Below are 19,487 nucleotides of genomic sequence, written 5' to 3'. Positions count from 1 at the left end.
AGCATCGCATAAATTTTTCGCGAAAATTCTCATGCGATCGATATTTTGGTCTCCAAATCAACTCTAAAAAAAGAGAAAACTCTTCAGTACATGTGATAAAAAAACCAAGTTAAATGGTTTTGTGATCAAACTTTCTATATATCGAAACGTCGATTTCAGTGACTGCTATTCCTAATCCATAAGTTTTGTCATTAGAGTTGTACAAATCCGACATGAACGTGACATCATGTATGTTGATAATTCTCATTAACTTTATTGGGGGTCGTTGTGAACATTCGTCATCGAATTACGTTGTTGGTGATTTTGGCATTTCTGGCAATTTCTCTGATTGGAGGCTATGCGGTCTTCCAAAGCAGGAGGAGCGCAATGGAAGTCAAAGTTGTAACTCAGGGTGTGGTGCCTAGCGCCCTAGCTTCTGTAGAGTTGGTCGGTCAGTTGAAGGACGTTCAACTCTCAGTGATGACGGTTGTTTCTACCTCAAACTTAAACCTGGTTGCGCAAGCCGAAGAACGTTTGCAAGCTACCCAGGCACGCCTGCAACGCGCTTTTGACGAACAACTAAGTCAAGCGGACAGCAATGCGCAGCGGGGATTGGTACTACAGGCCAAGGAAAGCCTTGTTAATTATTTTTCAGCTATCGGCGAAACAGTAGGCTACAAGCTTAAGGGCAACACCGCTATGGCAGAGGCTACTCTTGCCGCAAACGTGGGAGGCTATCTTCAGGAGATGGAACAAGTGGTTGAGACGCTTCAGGTTGAGAAGCGACGCAGCAAGGATGATGCGATTACTGTTCTCAATGACAATCTTACGGGTACCACCAAGATGATTTCGGCGGCCACCCTGATAGCGGTTTTGTGCCTAAGTGGTATGGGACTATTGCTTTACCGTCAAATCATAATTCCCATCAGCGAGATGGAAAGCAAGATGACTGAAATCGCAACCAGTCAAGATTTCAGCCAGCGCCTGCCAGTTCTTCGCATGGATGAAATTGGCCATTCGCTGACTGCGTTCAATGTGATGGTTGAGAAGATTCAGGAAAGCAGTGAACTGGTCCGCCAGAAAACGGCTGATATCCATGCCATGTTGCATTACATTCCGCAGGGCATCCTGACAGTCGAGGCCGGTAACCTTATTCATCCAGAGTATTCTGAATTCTTGGAGAGCATTCTTGAGACCAAGGATATTGCCGGACGCAATCTGATGGATGTCGTTTTCGCCAATTCCTGCTGCAATTCTGACAAATTTTCTCAGATCGAAACCGCCGTCAGCGCCTGCATTGGTGAGGACGAGATGAATTTTGGTTTTAATTCTCATCTGCTGGTGGCTGAAGTTCAAAAAACCATGCCGGATGGCCGCATCAAGACACTCGACCTGAACTGGTCTCCTATCACTGATGAAAGCGGCACCACGCTGCGCATCTTGTTGTGTGTGCGTGATGTGACCGAGATGAGAGCCCTTGCTTCAGAAGCCCATGAGCAAAAGCGCGAGTTGGGCATCATTGGCGAAATTCTGGCGGTCAAGCAAGAGAAGTTTCACGAGTTTATGGAAAGTGCAATCCACTTCATAGAAGAAAACCGCGAAATAATCAATGTCACTGACGTTTTTCCTTTGACATCATCAAATAGAAACCCTGTCATCTCGCAACTGTTCCGCAATATGCACACCATCAAAGGTAATGCGCGAACCTACGGCTTATTGCATCTGACGCATGTAGTGCACGACGTTGAGCAAACCTACGACCACTTGCGCAACAATGAAGATGCGGTGTGGGATGGTGAACACCTTATTTCTCAACTTGATGCAACCCGCAAGGCGCTCGACGAATACGTGCATATCAATGAAGTCAAGCTTGGCCGCAAAGGGCCAGGTCGTCGCGGTGGCGTGGACAAATTCTTGATGGTAGATCAATCGCACATTGCCGATACATTGGCCGTGATCGACGCTGCCGCTACGACCAGCTTAGCTGCCTTGCGCGACGCTCTGCGCCAAACCCGTAGCAGTATCGATCGGATGGGCACGGAGACGGTTGAAGAAGTGTTGGTCGGTGTGCTGGAGTCACTGCCGTCATTGGCCCATGAGCTTGGCAAGGAGGCGCCAGTTACTAGCATAGAGTCCAACGGCATCATGCTACGTACCCAAGTAGGCAGTTTGTTGAAAAATGTCTGTATGCATCTGTACCGCAACGCCGTGGACCATGGCCTGGAAGCAGCAACTGTGCGCGTGGCGCATGGCAAGAGCCCTGTAGGTCATATTCACATGTCGCTTAGCATGCAGGGAGATCAACTGGCGATGCGGTTGCGTGATGATGGGCGTGGCCTAGCATTAGCCCCGATTCGGCGCAAAGCGTTGGAACGCAAGCTGATTGCTGAAGATGACGTACTGTCGTCCGAGCGTGTGGCGCAATTGGTCTTGCTCCCTGGCTTTTCTACAGCTGAGCATGTGACCGAAGTGTCGGGTCGAGGCGTAGGCATGGATGCGGTGAAGGGCTTTGTCGAGGCTGAGGGTGGCACTATTGCGTTAGTTTTACTTGATAACGCGCCTGACCAGAACTTTTGCCCGTTTGAAACTCTGATTCTTTTACCTGGCAAATTTGCTGTAGCGCCTGTTTTGCGACTGTTGCAACTCACAGCCTGAACACAGACATGATGGTGAATTCCTTGTTTGGTTTTCTTCTCGGCCTTGTGCTGGGCGGTGGCTTGTTGGGCTGGTTTGCGTACCAGACAAGAAAGACCCAAAGCATCACCAGTTTGGCCCATGCTGGTGTGCAAGAACAGTTACAACAGCAAGAAAACGAGCTGGCCAATATGATGGCCCAGTTGCAAGCCGTGGAGCAGCAGCTCGAAGATGCTGCCCATGACTCTAGCAGTCAATTGCAGCATCTTCAGGTCGAACACGAACAGGTTCAACAAGACATTTCGACGCTGGCTGAACAGACGCGAACTCATGCAGTGGGTGGTTGTGACAACATGGCCGAAGAAGTAGCGGCGTTACTCGGACTGGTTAAGACCTTTGAGCGCTGGCATGACGACATGAATACGCTGATTCGCCACAACCGCGAAATGCACGCCATGAACAGCGATTTCGCTACTATCGTGCGTCAGATGGTGATCGTGACACTGAATGCCTCGATTGAGGCCGCGCGTGCCGGAGAGCAGGGACGAGGCTTTGCCGTGGTGGCCAGCGAAATGCGAAATCTCGCAACGCGCGCAGAAAAGCTGTCAAGCGACTACCGTCACCGTTTATATGAGAACGACTTGATTACCACTAGCACCTTTCAGGGTATGCAGGCCGGGAGCAAGATGATCATGGGTTCCGTTACCGGACTGGACTTGATCACCAAGAAGACACGGGAAGCACTTTGTGCCTAAGCTTCCATGATTAGCCCCAACGCGCAGCAGGCATTCAATCAGATGGTGATCCGCGCCATTCAAGCCAGTCCCTTAGTTGCAGACGGTGTGCAAACGGACATCGCTACAAAGCCCACGAGGACTTGTGTGCAGACGAAGCAGGTGGTTCTGTTGACGGTGTCCTCGTATAAATTCCGGTTGAGCTTTCTGATCCATTTTTCGCCAGACGAGGCGACTTATGCGCACTTTTCTTCGGTCAATAAGCTAGCTTCGAACACCATGAAGGAAATTGAGTTTATCGATGCCATCAGTGAATGTGGAAACATTTGCTGCGGCAATCTCAACCGAGATCTGGCACACATCTTTCCGCATATTGGGATGTCCACCCCCAACATCATCGACAGCCGCTGCATAACCTCGCTCGACAAATTGGGTCTTGGTTATTTGCAGCATTTTGAGTGGGATAACCCCAACGGTCCTCAGTTTGGCGTGAGTTTGTTTGTCAACGCATTCAGCGAGTTGGACTTTGTTGGTGACTTCACTCAGGAAGAGTCGACCGGTGAATTAGAAATGTTTTAGAGGAAATTTATATGACTGAAGATATTAATCTGGTGAGCAAGGTATTGGTGCTTGAGAGCGACCCTGCCTGTTTTGAGAAAATTAAGGCTTTTTGCGATGCCAATAATTTAGTGGGGCTTAAGGTACAGCCCGAAAATGCCATGGCCGTGTTGCGCTCCAACATCGATCTAGGTGGTATTTTGTTATCCGAAAATTACAATGGTCGCAGCCAGGGCGGCATCCTGATGGCCCATCACATCCATGCGATTCGTTCAGAATTGCCAATTTTTCTGCGTCGTGAGACTTGTGATAATTTGGATGATATAGCGGAGTGTGATCGTAATTCCATCAGTGCGGCTTACACCATAGACAACGTCGTCAAACTGGAAAGTGTGATTAGTGAATACATATTCAGCCTTTCATATCCCAACGTGCTGGTGCGGGGTATTGCTGAGATTACTCAGGCCGCCTTGTCGAGTCAGTTTAAAGGTCTGACTGTGAATGTGGCTGCGCCCTATATCGTACGCGACCGGTTGATTTATGGCGAAATTTTCACCCTGATTCCAATTGAGGGCAGTTGGTGCCGTGGCTACATGATGCTGCAAACTGAAGAGCTTGCGTTGATGGAGCTTGTGAAAGCTGACCACACACACATGACTGCAGCTGAGGGATTTGATTTTCGCAACCTCAACGGTGTGCTGGGGGAAATCACTAACCTGGTGTGGGGATCGTTTAAGAATCGTTACCTGTCAGATGATCTAACCAAGAGCAATCACTTGTCACAGGTGCCCATCATCATCAACAACCTGCACCGCTACATCTCATTTGGCTCGAATAATCCACAACTATGCTTCAAATACACGGTATCAGACATGGATTCCGGCAAAGGGGGCATGCTGGATATTTACCAGAAGTTCGTTTTCAATCTGAATTGGTCGCCTGAAGACTTCACTGAAAATCTAACTTCGGTGCAAGACCTCATGGAATCTGGCGAGCTAGAACTTTTTTAACTTTTAAGAGGCTTATATGGCACAAATTTTGGTAGTCGACGACTCAAGCACGGTGCGTAACGAAGTAGGCGACTTTCTCAAAGCCAATGGAATGAATGTGGCTTTTGCAGTCGATGGACGTGACGGATTAAGCAAACTGAAGGCCGACCCTGGCATAAAGCTCATTCTGTGTGACGTGAATATGCCGAATATGGATGGTCTCACTATGGCCGAGAAGGTGCGCTCGGAACTCGGCAACAGCAGCGTGAACATCATCATGCTGACGACCGAAAATTCGGCCGCCATGAAGGAGCGCGGCAAAGCAGCGGGCATCAAGGGCTGGATCGTCAAACCTTTCAAAGGTGAAGCGGCCATCGCGACATTCAAAAAACTGGTTGGCTAAATTCGGCTGACCCAATTAATCATGACTATGCCCATCAAACTCTCCGAAAAAAGAGTGTTCCCCCGTTCCCAGTTCTTTCTGGTGAAAGCTGGTGATGAACTGCTTTCTTACTTTTCCTTCCGTCCTGAAAACGCTGTCGAAGCCACCCCCGCATTGGTGGTGGATCTCAGTGATGGCGGTGTGCAGGTGTTGACTGCAAATGATCCTCCATTGGTTAAATTAGTCTACAGGCTGGAATTGGTCACTGGCGAGCGGGTCGGCAGTGGAAAACAATACGAAGTGCATTTGATCTGGTCTCGACCGGATGGCGTTAACACGCGCTGCGGATTTGCGATTGAGGGCGGCGCCGCAATCGCAGAAGAGGTTGGCGTACTGCTCGCAGGCAGTGAGCGCAGTATTTTGCGCTGCGTTCTTTATCCAAACTGATTTCCTCCAACGCGCGACGCGCTGATGATGCCTAAATAATGAAACTCAGTCTCAAGTTGCCATTGGCATTTGCGTTTTCACTCGGCTTGTTGTTTGCCAGCAGTCTGTACGGCCTGTCCAAAGTCAACCACGCGATAGACGTCTATGAGCATGATGTATTCAGAGCCACGGAGTCTCACCGAACTGCCTCCCTGGCCGGTACGGACTTTGCATCAGCGGTTCAGGAATGGAAAAATGTTCTCTTGCGTGGCAAAGATGACAAAAAGCGCGAAGATTATTGGAGCGCGCATATCGTCAAGATGAATGAGGTCAGAGAGGACTTGCAACAACTGCAATCCCTGGTGATTCAGGGCCCTGCCAAGCAAATGTTAGCCGAACTTGCCAATGAGTTGAAGACCGTTGAAGGACGATATGTCTTGGCTTTTGCAGCCTACAAGGAAGCAGGTAATGACTATCTAGCCGGTGATCTATCTGCCAATGGTGCAGACCGTGCCACCGGGAAAATACTAAGGGATATAAAAAAACAACTGTCGATTGAAGAAAAGTCAGTTTCACAAGCCGCCAGTGCCGGCGCTAAATCGGCCAGCATGGTCGCTTATCTGCTCATGATTGCGATAACGGCGCTCAGTATGGTGGCCGCCGTGTGGCTTAGTCGCCAGATCGTCCTCCCGCTGATTGCGGCGGTAAATGTCGCAGACAGTGTTGCCAGTGGAGATTTGACCAATAAAATCGCCAATAACCGGACGGATGAAATTGGTGACTTGCTCCAAGCACTTGGGGCAATGCAATCCAATTTATCCAGGCTGGTGACCAATGTGCGTCAAGGCTCTGAAGGCGTTGCTACGGCCAGCGCCGAAATAGCGCAAGGCAACAATGACCTGTCTGTACGCACCGAGCAACAGGCCAGTTCTCTGGAAGAGACTGCTTCAAGAATGGATGAACTTGGCGCGACCGTGAAACAAAATTCAGATGCTGCCCGCCAAGCCAATCAACTGGCAAACAACGCCTCTGCGGTTGCGAAGTCGGGGGGTGAAGTGGTTGGGCAGGTTGTTGAAACCATGAAGGGTATCAATGAGTCGAGCCGCAAAATCATCGACATCATTAGCGTTATTGACGGCATTGCCTTTCAGACCAACATACTTGCGCTTAATGCAGCAGTTGAGGCCGCCCGTGCGGGTGAGCAGGGTCGGGGCTTTGCGGTAGTGGCATCAGAGGTCCGCGCTCTTGCCGGGCGATCTGCAGATGCCGCCAAGGAAATCAAGAGCCTGATCAATACCAGTGTTGAACGGGTTGAGCAGGGAACAGCGTTGGTGGACAAGGCTGGCATCACGATGACGGATATTGTCAGCAGTATTGAACGGGTCACTGACATCATGGGCGAGATCAGTGCGTCAAGTACAGAGCAGTCATCTGGCGTCGCTCAAGTGGGTGACGCGGTTACAAAAATTGATCAAGCCACGCAGCAAAATGCGGCGTTGGTAGAAGAAATGGCCGCAGCAGCAAGCAGTTTAAAGGGGCAGGCGCAGGATTTGGTACAGGTGGTTGCCACCTTCAAGGTCGGTGCGGGTAGCCATAGTCAAAATTATTCTAAAAGTTCGGTTCCACGACAAGTTGGTCAAACTCAGCAAATAGATAGACGCACGTTGCCAGTCTGCACACCGAATAAACCAGGTTCCAGAGCGGCTTTATCCAAAACGATTGCTTTAGCCAGACCGGAAATTTTTCCCAAAACAAAGAGAGCACCTGTGGGCAGTGATGATTGGGAGACGTTCTAATTAATTAACTGGTCAGGCTGCTAATTAACTAACCAGGTTCTAATCGAACAAGTAAGCGTAGTAACTACACTTTTTGGGCTGCTCTGTGTCAAAAAGGTCAGAAGAGTGAGCTGTTCATGTCCCGCGCGCAATTCGGCGGTCTACGAAATAGGTGCTCCCCAGCGATTTTTTAGCCTGTTTCTTAGCTTCAACCAATCGTGTTGAGATTTCTGACGGTAACTCGAAGTCACCAGGCGCTATGCGCACGATACCTGCGGAAAGGCTAACCAGGTTGTGAAAAACCTCGACGCCTTGCCGGTTGTTGGTTATCAGGCCGCCAGCATCAATGTGTACTTTCCAAAAATGTCCCGTGACCTCCTGATCAAAGTTGCGCAACGCTCTTTGCACTCTGGTTTCCCAGTCATCAGAGGTGAATACTGCAACGAAGTCATCGCCCCCGACATGACCTAAGAAATCATCAGCATCATCCCTTACATTCGTCAGTGAACGGGCTGCAAGCTGTATCACTTCGTCACCCGCGCTATAGCCGTAGACGTCGTTGAATGGTTTGAAATTGTCCAAGTCAAAATAACAAACTACGAACTTTCGTCGGGCCGACAGACAGCCTTGGATATGTTGGTCAATAGGCACGTTCCCTGGAAGCAGTGTGAGCGGATTGGCATATCGCGCAACCGTAATCTGGTGTTCAGTTACCGCCTTGATCAAGTCTGTCATACGACCCGCTCCAAGATAATTCCCATTTTCAGTGACGAAAAACCCATCGATCAGATGTCTATCGTCAAGCTCAGCAACAGCCTTAGACATTGCGAACAATGAGGCGCTCGCATCAAATACCAATGGATCAGGGTCCATGATCTCGGTGCATGACCGCCGCCCGATTAATTCATGGAAGAAACCCTCGGTGCCTCGTCGCAATATATTCAGCGAACGCAGGATACCAATAATCCTCATATCGCCATCCAGTACAGCAATGCAGTTCAGGGAAGGGTCATCATGAAATTTGTGAATAATCTGATTACAAGTGAGGCTCTTATTGGCCACGGGGGCTTCGCGTGCCAGTGATTTGGCATCAACGGCTTGCCCAAATGAAGTGCTTGTAATATGCATCGAATTGGGTGTCGTTGCGCTCATGCTAATGTAAAAGAAGGTTCCAACACGATCTGCTCTGAGGAATTCGACGCTGCGTAATCCTGAATCCACGCTAACAGCATGGATCCTTCAAGTGGTTTTGAAATGAAGAACCCCTGACCTTCATGACATCCCATAGCTTGCAGGGCGTCCCACGTGGCGCGATCCTCGATGCCCTCGGCCAGAACCCTTAACCCTAAGGCCTCACCAAGCTCAACAATCACTTCAGCAATTCGCGGCGCACCAGAGCGCCCGAGTTGACGTACAAAGGCCTTGTCAATCTTCATGCGATCAAGTGGCAGCTGCTCCAGATAACTCAGTGATGAATAACCAGTGCCGAAGTCATCGATTGCAATTGCAATCCGTAAATTTCGCAAAAGACATAACTGTTCCTTTATGTGGGCCAACCCTAACACTGACACCGATTCGGTGATTTCGAGCTCCAGTCGGCTGCCGTCCAGCCCGGAAATCTGCAGGGCACTCCTGACGGATTCAACGAAGCTAAGGCTCTTGAACTGCTCTACCGACACATTGACGGCCATGCGAGCGGGTGCCAAGCCGAGTGCCATTAGCTCTTTCATCTTGGTGCAAGCGATCTGGAGTGCCCAATGGCCCATGGAAACTATCAGACCCGATTGCTCAGCAACAGGAATAAAGCGATCTGGGGATACCAGCTGTCCGTCCTCCCGGCGCCAGCGCATCAAGGCCTCAAGACCGATCAACTTTCCAGAAACCAAGTCGATTTGAGGCTGGTACACCATAAACAGGTGATCTTGGTCAAAGGCTATATGCAGATCAGCAAGCAAGAGCGCTCGACTGCGCGCCTCTGAGCCAATGTCAGACGTATAAAAAACATGCTGCCCTCGGGCAAGGCGCTTGGCCTGTTTGAGGGCAATGGTGGCATTTTTTAGCCAGTTCGAACCGGCCTGTAGCTCGGTTCCGATATGAACAAAACCACTGGTCACCGAGACTTTGTGCGGGCGGTCGTCGATTATCAGAGGTTCCTGGATGGCGCACTGGAGATGATCTGGGTTGATAATTATTTTGTGCCCTAATAGACCAAAAGCATTGCCAGAAACACGTGCCAACATCACCTCGCGGCCCGCAACGACTTTAAGACGTGCTGCAAGCGCCTTGAGTAATTTATCACCATAGCTGTGCCCCATCAACTCGTTGACCGATGAGAAATCATCAATATCAACCAAGGCCAGAGCCCAATCCCTCACCCCTTCAGTTTGCCGAACTTCGATTTCCGCTATGAAGCGGGTTCGGTTGGGAAGGCCCAGCAGTTCGTCAACAAACGCTTGTTCACGCAACTGCTCGATCAGGCTTTGGTTGTGCAGGCAGGCGCTCAGGTTGGCACAAAATACGTTCAGAAGCTCGGCTTCCACCGGCCCTGGCGAATAACCCGTGTCGATGTAAACCGCCATATCCAATCCGTTTCGGTGTCCGAAATATAGAACCATATCCTGGACACCAAAATCGCTGCTGCAGCGCTCGAAAGCATGAACCAACCGCTGACGGATAGAAGTATTGCTAAGTAGTTCCAGCGGTTGGTCAATGAGCTCTGCGTACTGACCGGCTGCGGCGAGTACGCTGTACTTGGCAGACAGCCGTTCAGTCTGGGCGCAGACCACGCCTTCCGCATTTGTTCCCAAGAGGGCTGCGAGTTGGGTGATGACGCCCGCTGCAAAATCTCCGAGACCCTGCATCTGCATAAATGATCCACTGGCCTTGACGATTAACGACAGTCCCTGTCTGTTTGCCTCGACGGAACACAGTTGTTGATAAGCACGCAAGGTTGTGATGAACAGTGTGAGTAATTTAACCTGGTTGAGCTCGGACTTGGACTTGTAGTCATTGATGTCGTATTTCAGGATGGTATCGAGTTCCGGAGCGTATCCAGGTTGTCCGGTTCTGAGAACAATACGTGTCTTGGTCAACCCTACACTGTGGCGTATGTACTCAATCAGATCTAACCCAGCGGTGTCAGATTCCATCACAACGTCAAGCAAAATAAAGGCCAGATTATCTTCGGCAGCAACAATGTCTCGCGCTTGCAGCGCAGAATAGGCATGCAAAAATTCAACCGGTCTGCCGCCAAAATGATGTGAGCCCACTGCGAAAACAGTCGCCAAATGGACGTCCGGGTCATCATCCACCAGTAAGACCCGCCAAGAGGTGCGCGAAGTAGCAACAACGCCCGTGTTGCTTTCGTCTTCAAACGCCATGGTGGGTTCAACGGATGTGATTGCTTTTGTCATCGTCTTTCCTATACCCGCGTTCAGGCAATTACATGGGGGGCCGACAGCGGCACGTTCATCACGAATCGCGACCCTTTGCCTGGGCTCGAAAACACCTGAATATTCCCACCCAGAATTTTCGAAACAATGCGATGGGACACAGTCAGACCTAGTCCTGATCCCCCTTCACCAAGTTTTGTCGTGTAAAACGGGTCAAATATGAAATGTTGGCGATCCACGGTCATGCCCTCACCATCGTCGCAAACCTCGATCACTACCTGGTTGTCAATAGCATTGTTAATCGCTGAAATTTGAATGCTTCCGACACTGTTGTCTTTAAATGCATGAATCAGTGCGTTGTTCACTAAATTGATTAACACCTGGCCCAATGGACCCGGAAAACTATCCATCGTTATTTCGGCAGGTATGTTGGTGATCAGACTGATACCCTTGTTTTTTATATTTGGGGTAAGCGTCTCTAGCACTTCTCTGGCGGTCTGTGCTAGATCAAATGGTCTACGCCGTTCCGATTCCTGGTCTACAGCCACTTGCTTGAAACTTGAAATCAGTGCCACGGCTCGCTGTAGAGAGCGTTGGGTCAAAACCGAACCCTGTTCGATCTCCGCGACAAAAGCGTCCAACACGGATTTTTTGAGCCTGCCTGACGATATGGTCGTGGATAACATTTGCAACTTCACTTGCATGGTGCTTGAGGCAAGCAGAGCATTTCCCAGAGGAGTATTGAGCTCATGGGCTACCCCAGCAACGAGGCTACCAAGAGATGCAAGCTTTTCTGATTGAACCAATTCGTGCTGAGTCTGATGCAGTGTTTCCATTGTTTTCTGCATTTGTATGTTGCTTTGGTCTAATTCACGAGTTCGCTCCGAGACCCGCTGCTCCAAATTGACATTCAGAGACTTTAGGTCGTTCTCCAGGCGTTTGCGTTCGGTAACTTCCACCGACATGGTCAATACACAGTCCTGTTCCCCGTACAAAAAACGCTCAGAAGAGAGTAAAAAAATATGCTCACTGCTGTCCCGCATCCGAAAAGAAACTTCATAACGGCTGATGCGTCCATCTTTCGAGAACAGATTGATCCAGTCTTTGCGCTCATGCTCATTTTTCCAGAAACCCAAGTCCACGGATGATTTTCCGATGACGCAGTTTTTGGGATAATGAAACATCCTTTCCCATGCAGGGTTGACATCCACATAGACGCCTGTTGCATAGTCCGCCACAGTAATGGGCAATGGACTCGCACTCAATATCTGCAACACTCTTTTTTCGGCCAGCAGATTAGCGGCGAGTTTTATACCTAACTCGTTATTAAGTGTTTGGATGTGGTCCACATGCATTTTGTAGGAGTTGAAGACCAACTGCATAGCCAAAAAACCAATGCTCCAAACAGTAGCTAGTGCAAGCAGATAGCCGCCTGGTTCAGCACTAGGTAAGGGGTTCCACCAACCATTCAACGAGGCCAACGTTAGAACTGTAATCCAAGTCATAGACGCCAGCCAAAGCCAGAACGCAAAGTGCTTACCCAGCAACCAACCGGCGATCAAGATAAGTACCAAACTAAACTGTAACCCCGGATTGAGCAGCCCACCACGGATCACAGATTGAACAGCGATAGCGCCAAAGATAGACCAGATATAAATGGCGCACATAGTGCGTAAGCGACCTTTGCGCAGCAACAATAGACACAATGGTCCTGCGAAGGAAATGATCAGCGTTGCAATGATTCGGTTGACATCGCCCTTATACGCGTACATTGCCAGGGAATAGCACAAGCAACCCGAAGTCGATATAAGTACCAACTTCGCAAAGAAAGAGCTTAATTCAACGTTGTGTGCATCTATACCTTTTTGCACACTTGAAAAATCAGGAGATATCCTTGTCAATGCCTCGAAAAGCCGAGTCGGATTGATCGACTTCGCAAAGTCCAACATAGTTATTTACCTGGTTTTGACTCTTAAGGCCAATTTTCAACTTCAACGCTTCTCGTGTATTTTTAATCAATCGTGTTACATGGGGATGACGATGTTCTTATTATCTCGGTCAACTCGACGAAAGCCATGACGAAGACCTGTTCGTTACAAGAAAAGGCATTGGACTAGCGTTCGCCCACTACAGGGTGCCCCCATTGAAATACGAAAAGTGTCAATATTTTTACTTTAGAAGCTCACGCGACTACTAAGCCAGTAAACGGTCACCGCCACCGACATCCACCATTGCAAGGGTGAACTCTGGAATTTGAAGACATCGCGCATTTCGAGCATTTTTTTCTTTTTTTATATCAATATATTCAACTTTGAAAGGTTGAAAGAGATGTAGAGTCAACTCTTGTTCAGTAACCTTGCTTGGCGAAGTTACACAACTTTCTTGATTTCTCCACACCGCGAAGAGAGGTAATCCAAGGTAACTGTCCATGCGCTGGCGTACCGGTTTGCGCTTGGTCGTCGTGTGCTTAAAAAATCTGACCCGGTAGATGGGTCATGACCTATTGCTAGCTGAAATAGTCAGTGATAGAGCACAGAGTCACAAGCAGGCTGATCCGCCATTGAGTATGCAAACAGTCGATCATTTAGGTGCTCGTTAGCATCAGTGGATGATAAAAATGATTACCGTCTCCAGCACGCAAAGCAGAAATTAGTTGGCCAACAGGGTTGCCTAAATTTCCTGCGCTCTATCCTACTCGCCGCGAGTGTGCTGGGTCAAAAAATCCAATGCAAATCATCCTTTTGGCGAAATAATTGGTTGTTCTTCCAACATCAGTCGACTCGTACTCGAGCATTAATGCCTGACACCGATCCTATACCCTGAACCACTGCCACGCAGTTGCGCCCGCTGCGTTTGGCAGCATAGACGGCATCATCGGCCAGTTGCAACAAATTATCAAAATCAGTCATTGACGGGGTCCGTTCTGCGACACCCACGCTTACACTACCTTCCCAAAAACCGCTGCCTGTTGGGACTCGTAATTCCGACACATCCTGACGCAGTTTTTCTGCGCTGGTCTTTATACCGGCTAAAGATGTCTGATCACACAAAATCAAAAATTCGTCTCCACCCAAGCGACAAACCACGTCATCGTTGCGAACAGCATGTTTCAGACAGCGCGCCAATTCACGCAACACATCATCGCCGGCGACATGTCCGAAACTGTCGTTGATTACCTTGAAACCGTCGGCATCAATCACCATGCACGAAAGTGGGGTAGCAAATCTTGTGGACTGATGCCAAAAGTTTTCCAAACAACGCATGGCATGGCGGCGATTGGGGAGCCCAGTTAACTCATCAGTCATGGCCATATTTTCAAGTTGTTGGTTCTTGTTCACAAGTTCGCTGGTTCGAGCCTCTATTCGAGCTTCCAAGGTCTGATTAAGTGTCAGCAAAGAGCGATTGCGCTCTGTGACCTGATTGAACAGGGTAGTCATGGAGCGCAAAAGCATTGCCGTGGCAGGGTCTTTGACATTTTTCTCAGCCAGATAAGCCTCATGCTGTGACCGCCCCTCTTTGATAGCAGTCAACAGCCTGGCCATATGTTGGTCAGTACCCAAAATGTGATATGCCAGCCAGTTGGTCAAAAACGCCAGCAAAGTACTCGCAGAATCACGATTGGCATACTCTGTTGCTGCATGCATCTGCGTCACATTTCCCAAAAACTTGTCATGTGCCTCGCAATGATGTTTGACATGACGGCCATCAAGTCCGGATGCGCGCATCATGGCCTCTTCTTCGCTGAAGTGAAACTTTGAATAGTCGGCCAATTCCCTGAACACGCGGTCAACTGCTTCTTGCAAGGGGCCGCCTGGTTGCATCAACAAGTTGCCAAAGCGGTTCATGATGTTGACCAGTTCGTGATGTTGCTCGTCCACATTGGGAAAGCCAGTTACGAAACACTCATCCCATTGAAACGCGTCTATCAACTTATCTCCTGTTCAAACAGTTGCATTTATAAAATTGCGATCAATCTGGCCTGGGTGTCAGTCCTGGCTGAGAGTGATTCACATGCTAGCAAGGATTGCTGCACTAGGTTGGCGTTCTGACGAGTAACATTATTGTTGATGACTGTGCGAAGAATACTTTGTGTCAAGCATTTGGAAACCATTGAGAAGTTGAGGTGCATAAAATACTTCTTCCGGTCATACCGTGCTGATTTTCATTCATGATGATTTAATCTGGAACTCAAATCGTTTCTAGATCGGGTCGATCTTCTCTTCTCATTTGCACAAGTTGGATCGGCACAGTTTTCACTACAGAATAGCTAGGACAGGCATAGCGTTCAATATCGTGTTTATTCAAAGGGAAGGAGCCACAATTGGACAAGCGCCGAAATGGCGAGTGATATATGCCACATAGGTACTTGTCATCTGGCGCAATTTCAAGAAATACACAGCGTTTGTCCATGCAACAATTGCCGCACTGCATGCAGTGACCACGAATCTCTTCAGGAACGGCTTGGACTTGTCCTAACACATCTCGGAAATAGTGACGCACCGGACCTTCACGAAGGGCTTCAATATGAATCACCAATTGCTTGATCGTGTCGACATAGTTCAGCACATATCTTTTTCTGAAAAAGATTAAGCTAGCCAATGGTGGCATCAAAGGCAGGAAAAGCCAGAGACAGCCGATATAGATGTGTGATGCACATAGCGCCAAGTACTTACGCAAGTTTTAACTTTCGTCATTGGTTAATCCAATGCACTTGAATGCTATTCGAGTCTCAAGACGGCTTCATTACAGATCCAAGACAATCAAGAAGAGTTCGTCAAATGCATAAGCCAATTCAATCATCCAACTCATTTTCCTGGCGTATCTCATCTGTTGCCTCCACAATTCTCTTGAACGCGTGTCTCCAGTTTTCGACTGAATGTTTGTAAAAAATTTCCATTTCATTAAGGAATTCTTCAAACCCATCTGTCGTCGCAAACGGTTCTGGCAGGAAATTGGTTCCTGCATGAACCCCGCCAGTCTCAACTGCCGCCGTTATTCTGTTGATAAGACTGCAATATTCAATTTCACTGTTACTTGCCAATGCTGTGTACAGTTTGCGGTGCAGAATTGTTTCTCTGAACTCACCTTCTGCTTTTTCGCAATGCTTGTACGTGACTTCGGGCTGAAGTGAAATGGTCTGCGACGTCTTATGATTTTCCAGCATTATTTTTCCCCTACCAGTGCGGGTAACCAAATTACTTAGCCTGACGACTAAGCTTCTTCAATATTGAAAATTGAAATCTCTTTAGCTCCCCGCGTTGATGAAACCGATGCTTCTGTCAATCAAGCGAAGGCTTGGTTGACTCACACGCGGTTGGCAACGGCGACTTACCGCCCTCACAGCATCACCGAACGGTATGAATGTTTGATGACGACCCAGGGCCGTCATCAAAACCTTACTCACGATTTCAGCCAAAACAATAAACCTGATTCATCCCATCTGCACGAAAGCGCGATTGAGATGCCACCAACAATGTCAGCCAAAACGTGCTTTACATTGCAATAAAATCCGTTGGCAAAAGCATTCGTCACAAGCCCAAATCCCGCTTTTACAAAAGGAAAAAGTCGATGTCCAAACATTTAGGCAACATGAAAAGGCTGCAGTCAAAACTGCTTGCCCGCTACGGGGCAGAGGATGACTTGGTTTTACAAGTCACAAAGGAACTTGAAGTGCTCAGGGCTATTGAGTTCAAGCGTACCGGCAGTTTTAGCCCCCGCGCGTCATTGCGCAGAAAGGCTGACTTGGCGATGCCACCACCGATATCAAAATAATCGCGTTCAGTCGCCCCCCTGGTCACCCTGGAATCTAAATGACCACCACGGCAAGTAACGCCCTGAAAACAGTCTTAACCGTGGCTATGTCACGTTTTCTAAAAATTGCAGTGTTTCAGTCAGGCGGGGTCACACACCAATTTCCCAATTTCATCCAAGTGGTACTTAAGACTCATCCGGTCCAGTGAATCTGTCGGCAATGAGATAAAAAGCTCAATGCGCTTGCGCAAGTTGAACCCAGCAGCCATGAACGCGTGTTGTTTTTCTTCAGCGCTGCCGTTGACTTTCCCTGGGTCCGGCACACTCCAGTGCGCTGCAACGGGATGACCGGGCCAAATGGGACATTGGTCTTCCAGCGCATCGTCACAAAGCGTCAAAATAAAGTCCATAACAGGTGCGTCTGGCGCCGCAAATTCATCCCAGGATTTACTGCGCAGACCGTTCGTGGGCAGGCCGATATGCTGAAGAAATTCAAGGGCGTTGGGGTTCACCGTGCCGGTCGGATAACTGCCGGCCGAGAACGCCCGAAAGCGCCCTTTACCCATTGCGTTCAATTGAGCCTCCGCTAACAGACTGCGGGCCGTGTTGCAGGTGCACAAAAAAAGTACGTTGAAGACTTTGTCACTCATATCTTGGCTTTCGGGTTGTCAATGTTTGAAAAAATCAGGGACGCTCATCAGGCTTTTTATAATCGCTCAAGCGGTAATTATTGCTCTAAATTTGCATGCAAATCGACGACACCTAAGGATGCTGTGACCGCGCGCGATGAAAACAATCGTTCGGAAGTTTGTTTTAGATCAATAAAAACTAAAACTCATGCAGCTTACTTATCAACACCGGGGATACTTTTAATCTAAATTAAGGTAAATCCATGTCAAAACACGCATGCAACTTGAATCGACTGCACTCAAAACTGCTCGCCCGCTATGGCTTCGACGATGCCTTGGTCGTGCAACTCAAATCTGAACTTGATTTGCAAAAAACCCAGAGCGCCGTGCTCAGCCGCTGGTCAGTTTCATATTTGGATTTCATCAAAGGGGCGCTTCAAAGCGACCCGGCAATTGCTTCGCACACCAGACCGCATTAGCATCTGGAACTGCAACCGGGGCGGCTTGCTGGCTGGGGCGAATCACATTTCTTTACTCTCCAATGCTTTTTACTCCTGCCTGCACGCTGGGCAGGCAAAATTGACACATTGACGTCATAACCCAGCGCTAATATTTTAAAGAATACACGCTTAAAAAACAGGAGTGGCCATCATGGCATCACCCGCCTATCGCATAGAAAGCACGTACCCGCTCGTTGGACCCTTGCTGCCGCATTTGCATGCTGCTAAATCAATCCTCGTCTCCGAGCGGGAACTCGCCGTTGCGATGGCCTCGAAAAGTTCAACGGAGCCCTTCGGACACGAAATTCGTGTTGTCCACCTGCCATCGGGGGAAGTCATTTTTAGAAAAACTGATGCGTTTTCACCGGGTTTCGCCAGCGATTTTTGACCATGTCGGCTGCGCTTTGCCTAAAGGCGTTCAACGTCCAGCCGCCACCTTAGCTAGTCGAGACGAATGGACGGGCTGGTAATCGGCATTTTTATGACTCTTATTTTTATTGTGCTCCCCCTGTTTCCCCTGCTGCTTTGGCTCGGCGTTATCCGCCTTGACAAGGAAAGGGTTCGCAAACTCATTATGGCGAGCAGTGGAACTACCGTTTCTATTCGGTGGCGACCGCTGAAGCACGGATGGACGTCAGATACTTTGCGATATGGCGATGGCAACAGAATCTACGAGGTTCATTACATTGACTTGAATGGGAATTCCCGCCACGCGTGGTGCAAAACTTCAATACTGGGTGGTGTCGCCTTGGCGACTGATGATTTGAGTAGCACTGAAAAGATGGACAGCTAATCGACCCCTCCAGCGAAAGTTTCTAGCCGGCGACATACATTTCGCACTTCAATGCGGCACTTTGGGCGGCGCCCATGAATCATAGGGCAGGAGTGAGCCCGCAAACATACCGATATGTTGCGGCAAAGCTGGTTGAATTAACGACCGTAAGGACGCCAACAACCTATTGCCGAAACCGCCATCAGCAAGATTACGGTTGGTGATTTTGGAATGCCCTGTGTGCTGCGTGTTCATCATGCCTCTGAGTAATTATATTCATAAAACTGTTTATACCGTTTATACCGTTTATATGGTTTATTAAAATTGATAATTGTCAATAACTTGGGGCCTGACTCAATCAACAAATTGAGATTGCAATGCGCACTAGGTGCTAAATCACGGCATCGTGGTGCAAATTAAGTTGCTTGCTGATGTTGCGCTAGATTTGATACCGCTCTGAGTCCGTTTCACCCGCAGGAACAATTGAATCAAACACGAGTAAGGTCACCCTGCCCTGTTGCCGATTTATTGGTTCGATATCCGCCCTTCAACACTGAGGTTCAGTTCGAGCGCATCCGACTCAACGCGCCTGTCCACGCCGACCATTTCGCAAGCCGTATCGAGCGACAGTCCTGACAGGAACCAACGAAGTTAGTCAATATTGACAGATTATCGAAAAACGATATAAACTGTATACCTCGTTTATTTTAAGGAATTTTACTCATGGACGCTACCGAATACAACACCACCGCCACCAACGCAGTGAAAGCAAGCCCGCCCGCAGCAACTCCGGTTACGACCAAGACGGCCACGGCACCCGTGGCAGCAAAGCGCGTCGCAAAACCACGCGCTCCGGCCGTCAAAGCCCCTGTCACAGCTCCGGTCAAGACAGCAGTCACTAAAGCACCCGTCAAGACCCCCGTCACTAAATCAGCCGTTAAAGCCGCCGTCAATGCAGCCGTGAAA

19 protein-coding genes and 1 pseudogene are annotated in these 19,487 nt (G+C 48.9%); 12 read left to right on the top strand and 8 right to left on the bottom strand.

From position 1 onward, the window contains the following. The first annotated feature begins 267 nt into the window (after positions 1-267). From WCG50_RS10860 to WCG50_RS10830, 7 genes are read left to right on the top strand one after another with little or no spacing between them, the layout of a single operon-like run. Positions 268-2,634, top strand: coding sequence for an Hpt domain-containing protein (locus WCG50_RS10860; protein WP_336899618.1), 2,367 nt, complete (start codon positions 268-270; stop codon positions 2,632-2,634). 8 nt (positions 2,635-2,642) lie between these two features. Beyond that, a complete protein-coding gene (locus WCG50_RS10855; RefSeq protein ID WP_336899617.1) occupies positions 2,643-3,368 on the top strand; it encodes a methyl-accepting chemotaxis protein in 726 nt (241 codons plus the stop codon). Between the two features lie 6 nt (positions 3,369-3,374). Next, the gene (locus tag WCG50_RS10850) at positions 3,375-3,926 is read left to right on the top strand and encodes a hypothetical protein (RefSeq protein WP_336899616.1); all 552 of its coding nucleotides are present in this window, start codon (positions 3,375-3,377) and stop codon (positions 3,924-3,926) included. An 11-nt stretch (positions 3,927-3,937) separates the two neighbouring features. After that, positions 3,938-4,915 carry a chemotaxis protein CheX gene (locus WCG50_RS10845; protein WP_336899615.1) on the top strand — a complete coding sequence of 326 codons (978 nt, stop codon included), beginning with the start codon at positions 3,938-3,940 and terminating at the stop codon, positions 4,913-4,915. A gap of 16 nt (positions 4,916-4,931) precedes the next feature. Further along, positions 4,932-5,297 carry a response regulator gene (locus WCG50_RS10840; RefSeq protein WP_336899614.1) on the top strand — a complete coding sequence of 122 codons (366 nt, stop codon included), beginning with the start codon at positions 4,932-4,934 and terminating at the stop codon, positions 5,295-5,297. 21 nt (positions 5,298-5,318) lie between these two features. Further along, a complete protein-coding gene (locus WCG50_RS10835; protein WP_336899613.1) occupies positions 5,319-5,723 on the top strand; it encodes a hypothetical protein in 405 nt (134 codons plus the stop codon). Between the two features lie 38 nt (positions 5,724-5,761). Beyond that, a complete protein-coding gene (locus tag WCG50_RS10830; protein WP_336899612.1) occupies positions 5,762-7,498 on the top strand; it encodes a methyl-accepting chemotaxis protein in 1,737 nt (578 codons plus the stop codon). 114 nt (positions 7,499-7,612) lie between these two features. Here the strand turns inward: WCG50_RS10830 and WCG50_RS10825 are convergent, their stop codons facing one another. The 7 genes from WCG50_RS10825 to WCG50_RS10795 form a co-directional block, all read right to left on the bottom strand. After that, positions 7,613-8,629, bottom strand: a complete 1,017-nt coding sequence (locus WCG50_RS10825; protein ID WP_336899611.1) for a GGDEF domain-containing protein — start codon at positions 8,627-8,629, stop codon at positions 7,613-7,615. Beyond that, positions 8,626-10,890 (bottom strand): EAL domain-containing protein, encoded by a 2,265-nt coding sequence (locus tag WCG50_RS10820; protein WP_336899610.1) that lies wholly within the window; start codon positions 10,888-10,890, stop codon positions 8,626-8,628. The genes WCG50_RS10825 and WCG50_RS10820 overlap by 4 nt, the downstream gene beginning before the upstream one ends. 20 nt (positions 10,891-10,910) lie before the next feature. After that, entirely contained in the window at positions 10,911-12,818 is a 1,908-nt protein-coding gene (locus WCG50_RS10815) for an ATP-binding protein (RefSeq protein ID WP_336899609.1), read from the bottom strand. A 244-nt stretch (positions 12,819-13,062) separates the two neighbouring features. Next, the gene (locus WCG50_RS10810; protein ID WP_336899608.1) at positions 13,063-13,299 is read right to left on the bottom strand and encodes a hypothetical protein; all 237 of its coding nucleotides are present in this window, start codon (positions 13,297-13,299) and stop codon (positions 13,063-13,065) included. 341 nt (positions 13,300-13,640) lie between these two features. Next, on the bottom strand, positions 13,641-14,798 hold the full coding sequence (locus tag WCG50_RS10805) for a GGDEF domain-containing protein (protein ID WP_336899607.1): 1,158 nt from the start codon (positions 14,796-14,798) through the stop codon (positions 13,641-13,643). Positions 14,799-15,057: 259 nt separating this feature from the next. Next, a complete protein-coding gene (locus WCG50_RS10800; protein WP_336899606.1) occupies positions 15,058-15,546 on the bottom strand; it encodes a hypothetical protein in 489 nt (162 codons plus the stop codon). A gap of 115 nt (positions 15,547-15,661) precedes the next feature. Continuing rightward, a complete protein-coding gene (locus WCG50_RS10795) occupies positions 15,662-16,033 on the bottom strand; it encodes a hypothetical protein (protein WP_336899605.1) in 372 nt (123 codons plus the stop codon). A gap of 63 nt (positions 16,034-16,096) precedes the next feature. On the opposite strand from WCG50_RS10795, the gene WCG50_RS10790 reads away from it, so the two are divergent. Then, the gene (locus tag WCG50_RS10790; protein ID WP_336899604.1) at positions 16,097-16,375 is read left to right on the top strand and encodes a hypothetical protein; all 279 of its coding nucleotides are present in this window, start codon (positions 16,097-16,099) and stop codon (positions 16,373-16,375) included. Positions 16,376-16,437: 62 nt separating this feature from the next. Continuing rightward, positions 16,438-16,641 carry a hypothetical protein gene (locus tag WCG50_RS10785; protein ID WP_336899603.1) on the top strand — a complete coding sequence of 68 codons (204 nt, stop codon included), beginning with the start codon at positions 16,438-16,440 and terminating at the stop codon, positions 16,639-16,641. Positions 16,642-16,760: 119 nt separating this feature from the next. Here the strand turns inward: WCG50_RS10785 and WCG50_RS10780 are convergent, their stop codons facing one another. Then, positions 16,761-17,270 carry an arsenate reductase ArsC gene (locus tag WCG50_RS10780; RefSeq protein WP_336899602.1) on the bottom strand — a complete coding sequence of 170 codons (510 nt, stop codon included), beginning with the start codon at positions 17,268-17,270 and terminating at the stop codon, positions 16,761-16,763. Between the two features lie 630 nt (positions 17,271-17,900). On the opposite strand from WCG50_RS10780, the gene WCG50_RS10775 reads away from it, so the two are divergent. The 3 genes and pseudogenes from WCG50_RS10775 to WCG50_RS10765 all read left to right on the top strand — a co-directional run. Then, a complete protein-coding gene (locus tag WCG50_RS10775) occupies positions 17,901-18,137 on the top strand; it encodes a hypothetical protein (protein WP_336899601.1) in 237 nt (78 codons plus the stop codon). Between the two features lie 66 nt (positions 18,138-18,203). Beyond that, positions 18,204-18,542: a hypothetical protein gene (locus tag WCG50_RS10770; protein WP_336899600.1), complete on the top strand. Its 339-nt coding sequence runs from the start codon at positions 18,204-18,206 to the stop codon at positions 18,540-18,542. Positions 18,543-19,244: 702 nt separating this feature from the next. Beyond that, positions 19,245-19,487 (top strand): annotated as a pseudogene (locus WCG50_RS10765) (hypothetical protein); the annotation flags it as partial.

Origin of the sequence: Rhodoferax sp. (assembly GCF_037143375.1) — a bacterium.
Taxonomy (GTDB): Bacteria; Pseudomonadota; Gammaproteobacteria; order Burkholderiales; family Burkholderiaceae_C; genus Rhodoferax.
Note: the sequence above shows the minus strand (reverse complement) of the source record. Positions and strands in the feature narration are given on the sequence as shown.

Bases quoted from the DNA above. Each gene is read 5' to 3' on its own strand.
- WCG50_RS10855 (WP_336899617.1), top strand. From the start codon at position 2,643: ATGATGGTGAATTCCTTGTTTGGTTTTCTTCTCGGCCTTGTGCTGGGC.
- WCG50_RS10850 (WP_336899616.1), top strand. From the start codon at position 3,375: ATGATTAGCCCCAACGCGCAGCAGGCATTCAATCAGATGGTGATCCGC.
- WCG50_RS10845 (WP_336899615.1), top strand. From the start codon at position 3,938: ATGACTGAAGATATTAATCTGGTGAGCAAGGTATTGGTGCTTGAGAGC.
- WCG50_RS10840 (WP_336899614.1), top strand. From the start codon at position 4,932: ATGGCACAAATTTTGGTAGTCGACGACTCAAGCACGGTGCGTAACGAA.
- WCG50_RS10835 (WP_336899613.1), top strand. From the start codon at position 5,319: ATGACTATGCCCATCAAACTCTCCGAAAAAAGAGTGTTCCCCCGTTCC.
- WCG50_RS10830 (WP_336899612.1), top strand. From the start codon at position 5,762: ATGAAACTCAGTCTCAAGTTGCCATTGGCATTTGCGTTTTCACTCGGC.
- WCG50_RS10825 (WP_336899611.1), bottom strand. From the start codon at position 8,629: ATGAGCGCAACGACACCCAATTCGATGCATATTACAAGCACTTCATTT.
- WCG50_RS10820 (WP_336899610.1), bottom strand. From the start codon at position 10,890: ATGACAAAAGCAATCACATCCGTTGAACCCACCATGGCGTTTGAAGAC.
- WCG50_RS10815 (WP_336899609.1), bottom strand. From the start codon at position 12,818: ATGTTGGACTTTGCGAAGTCGATCAATCCGACTCGGCTTTTCGAGGCA.
- WCG50_RS10810 (WP_336899608.1), bottom strand. From the start codon at position 13,299: ATGGACAGTTACCTTGGATTACCTCTCTTCGCGGTGTGGAGAAATCAA.
- WCG50_RS10795 (WP_336899605.1), bottom strand. From the start codon at position 16,033: ATGCTGGAAAATCATAAGACGTCGCAGACCATTTCACTTCAGCCCGAA.
- WCG50_RS10785 (WP_336899603.1), top strand. From the start codon at position 16,438: ATGTCCAAACATTTAGGCAACATGAAAAGGCTGCAGTCAAAACTGCTT.
- WCG50_RS10780 (WP_336899602.1), bottom strand. From the start codon at position 17,270: ATGAGTGACAAAGTCTTCAACGTACTTTTTTTGTGCACCTGCAACACG.
- WCG50_RS10775 (WP_336899601.1), top strand. From the start codon at position 17,901: ATGGCATCACCCGCCTATCGCATAGAAAGCACGTACCCGCTCGTTGGA.
- WCG50_RS10770 (WP_336899600.1), top strand. From the start codon at position 18,204: ATGGACGGGCTGGTAATCGGCATTTTTATGACTCTTATTTTTATTGTG.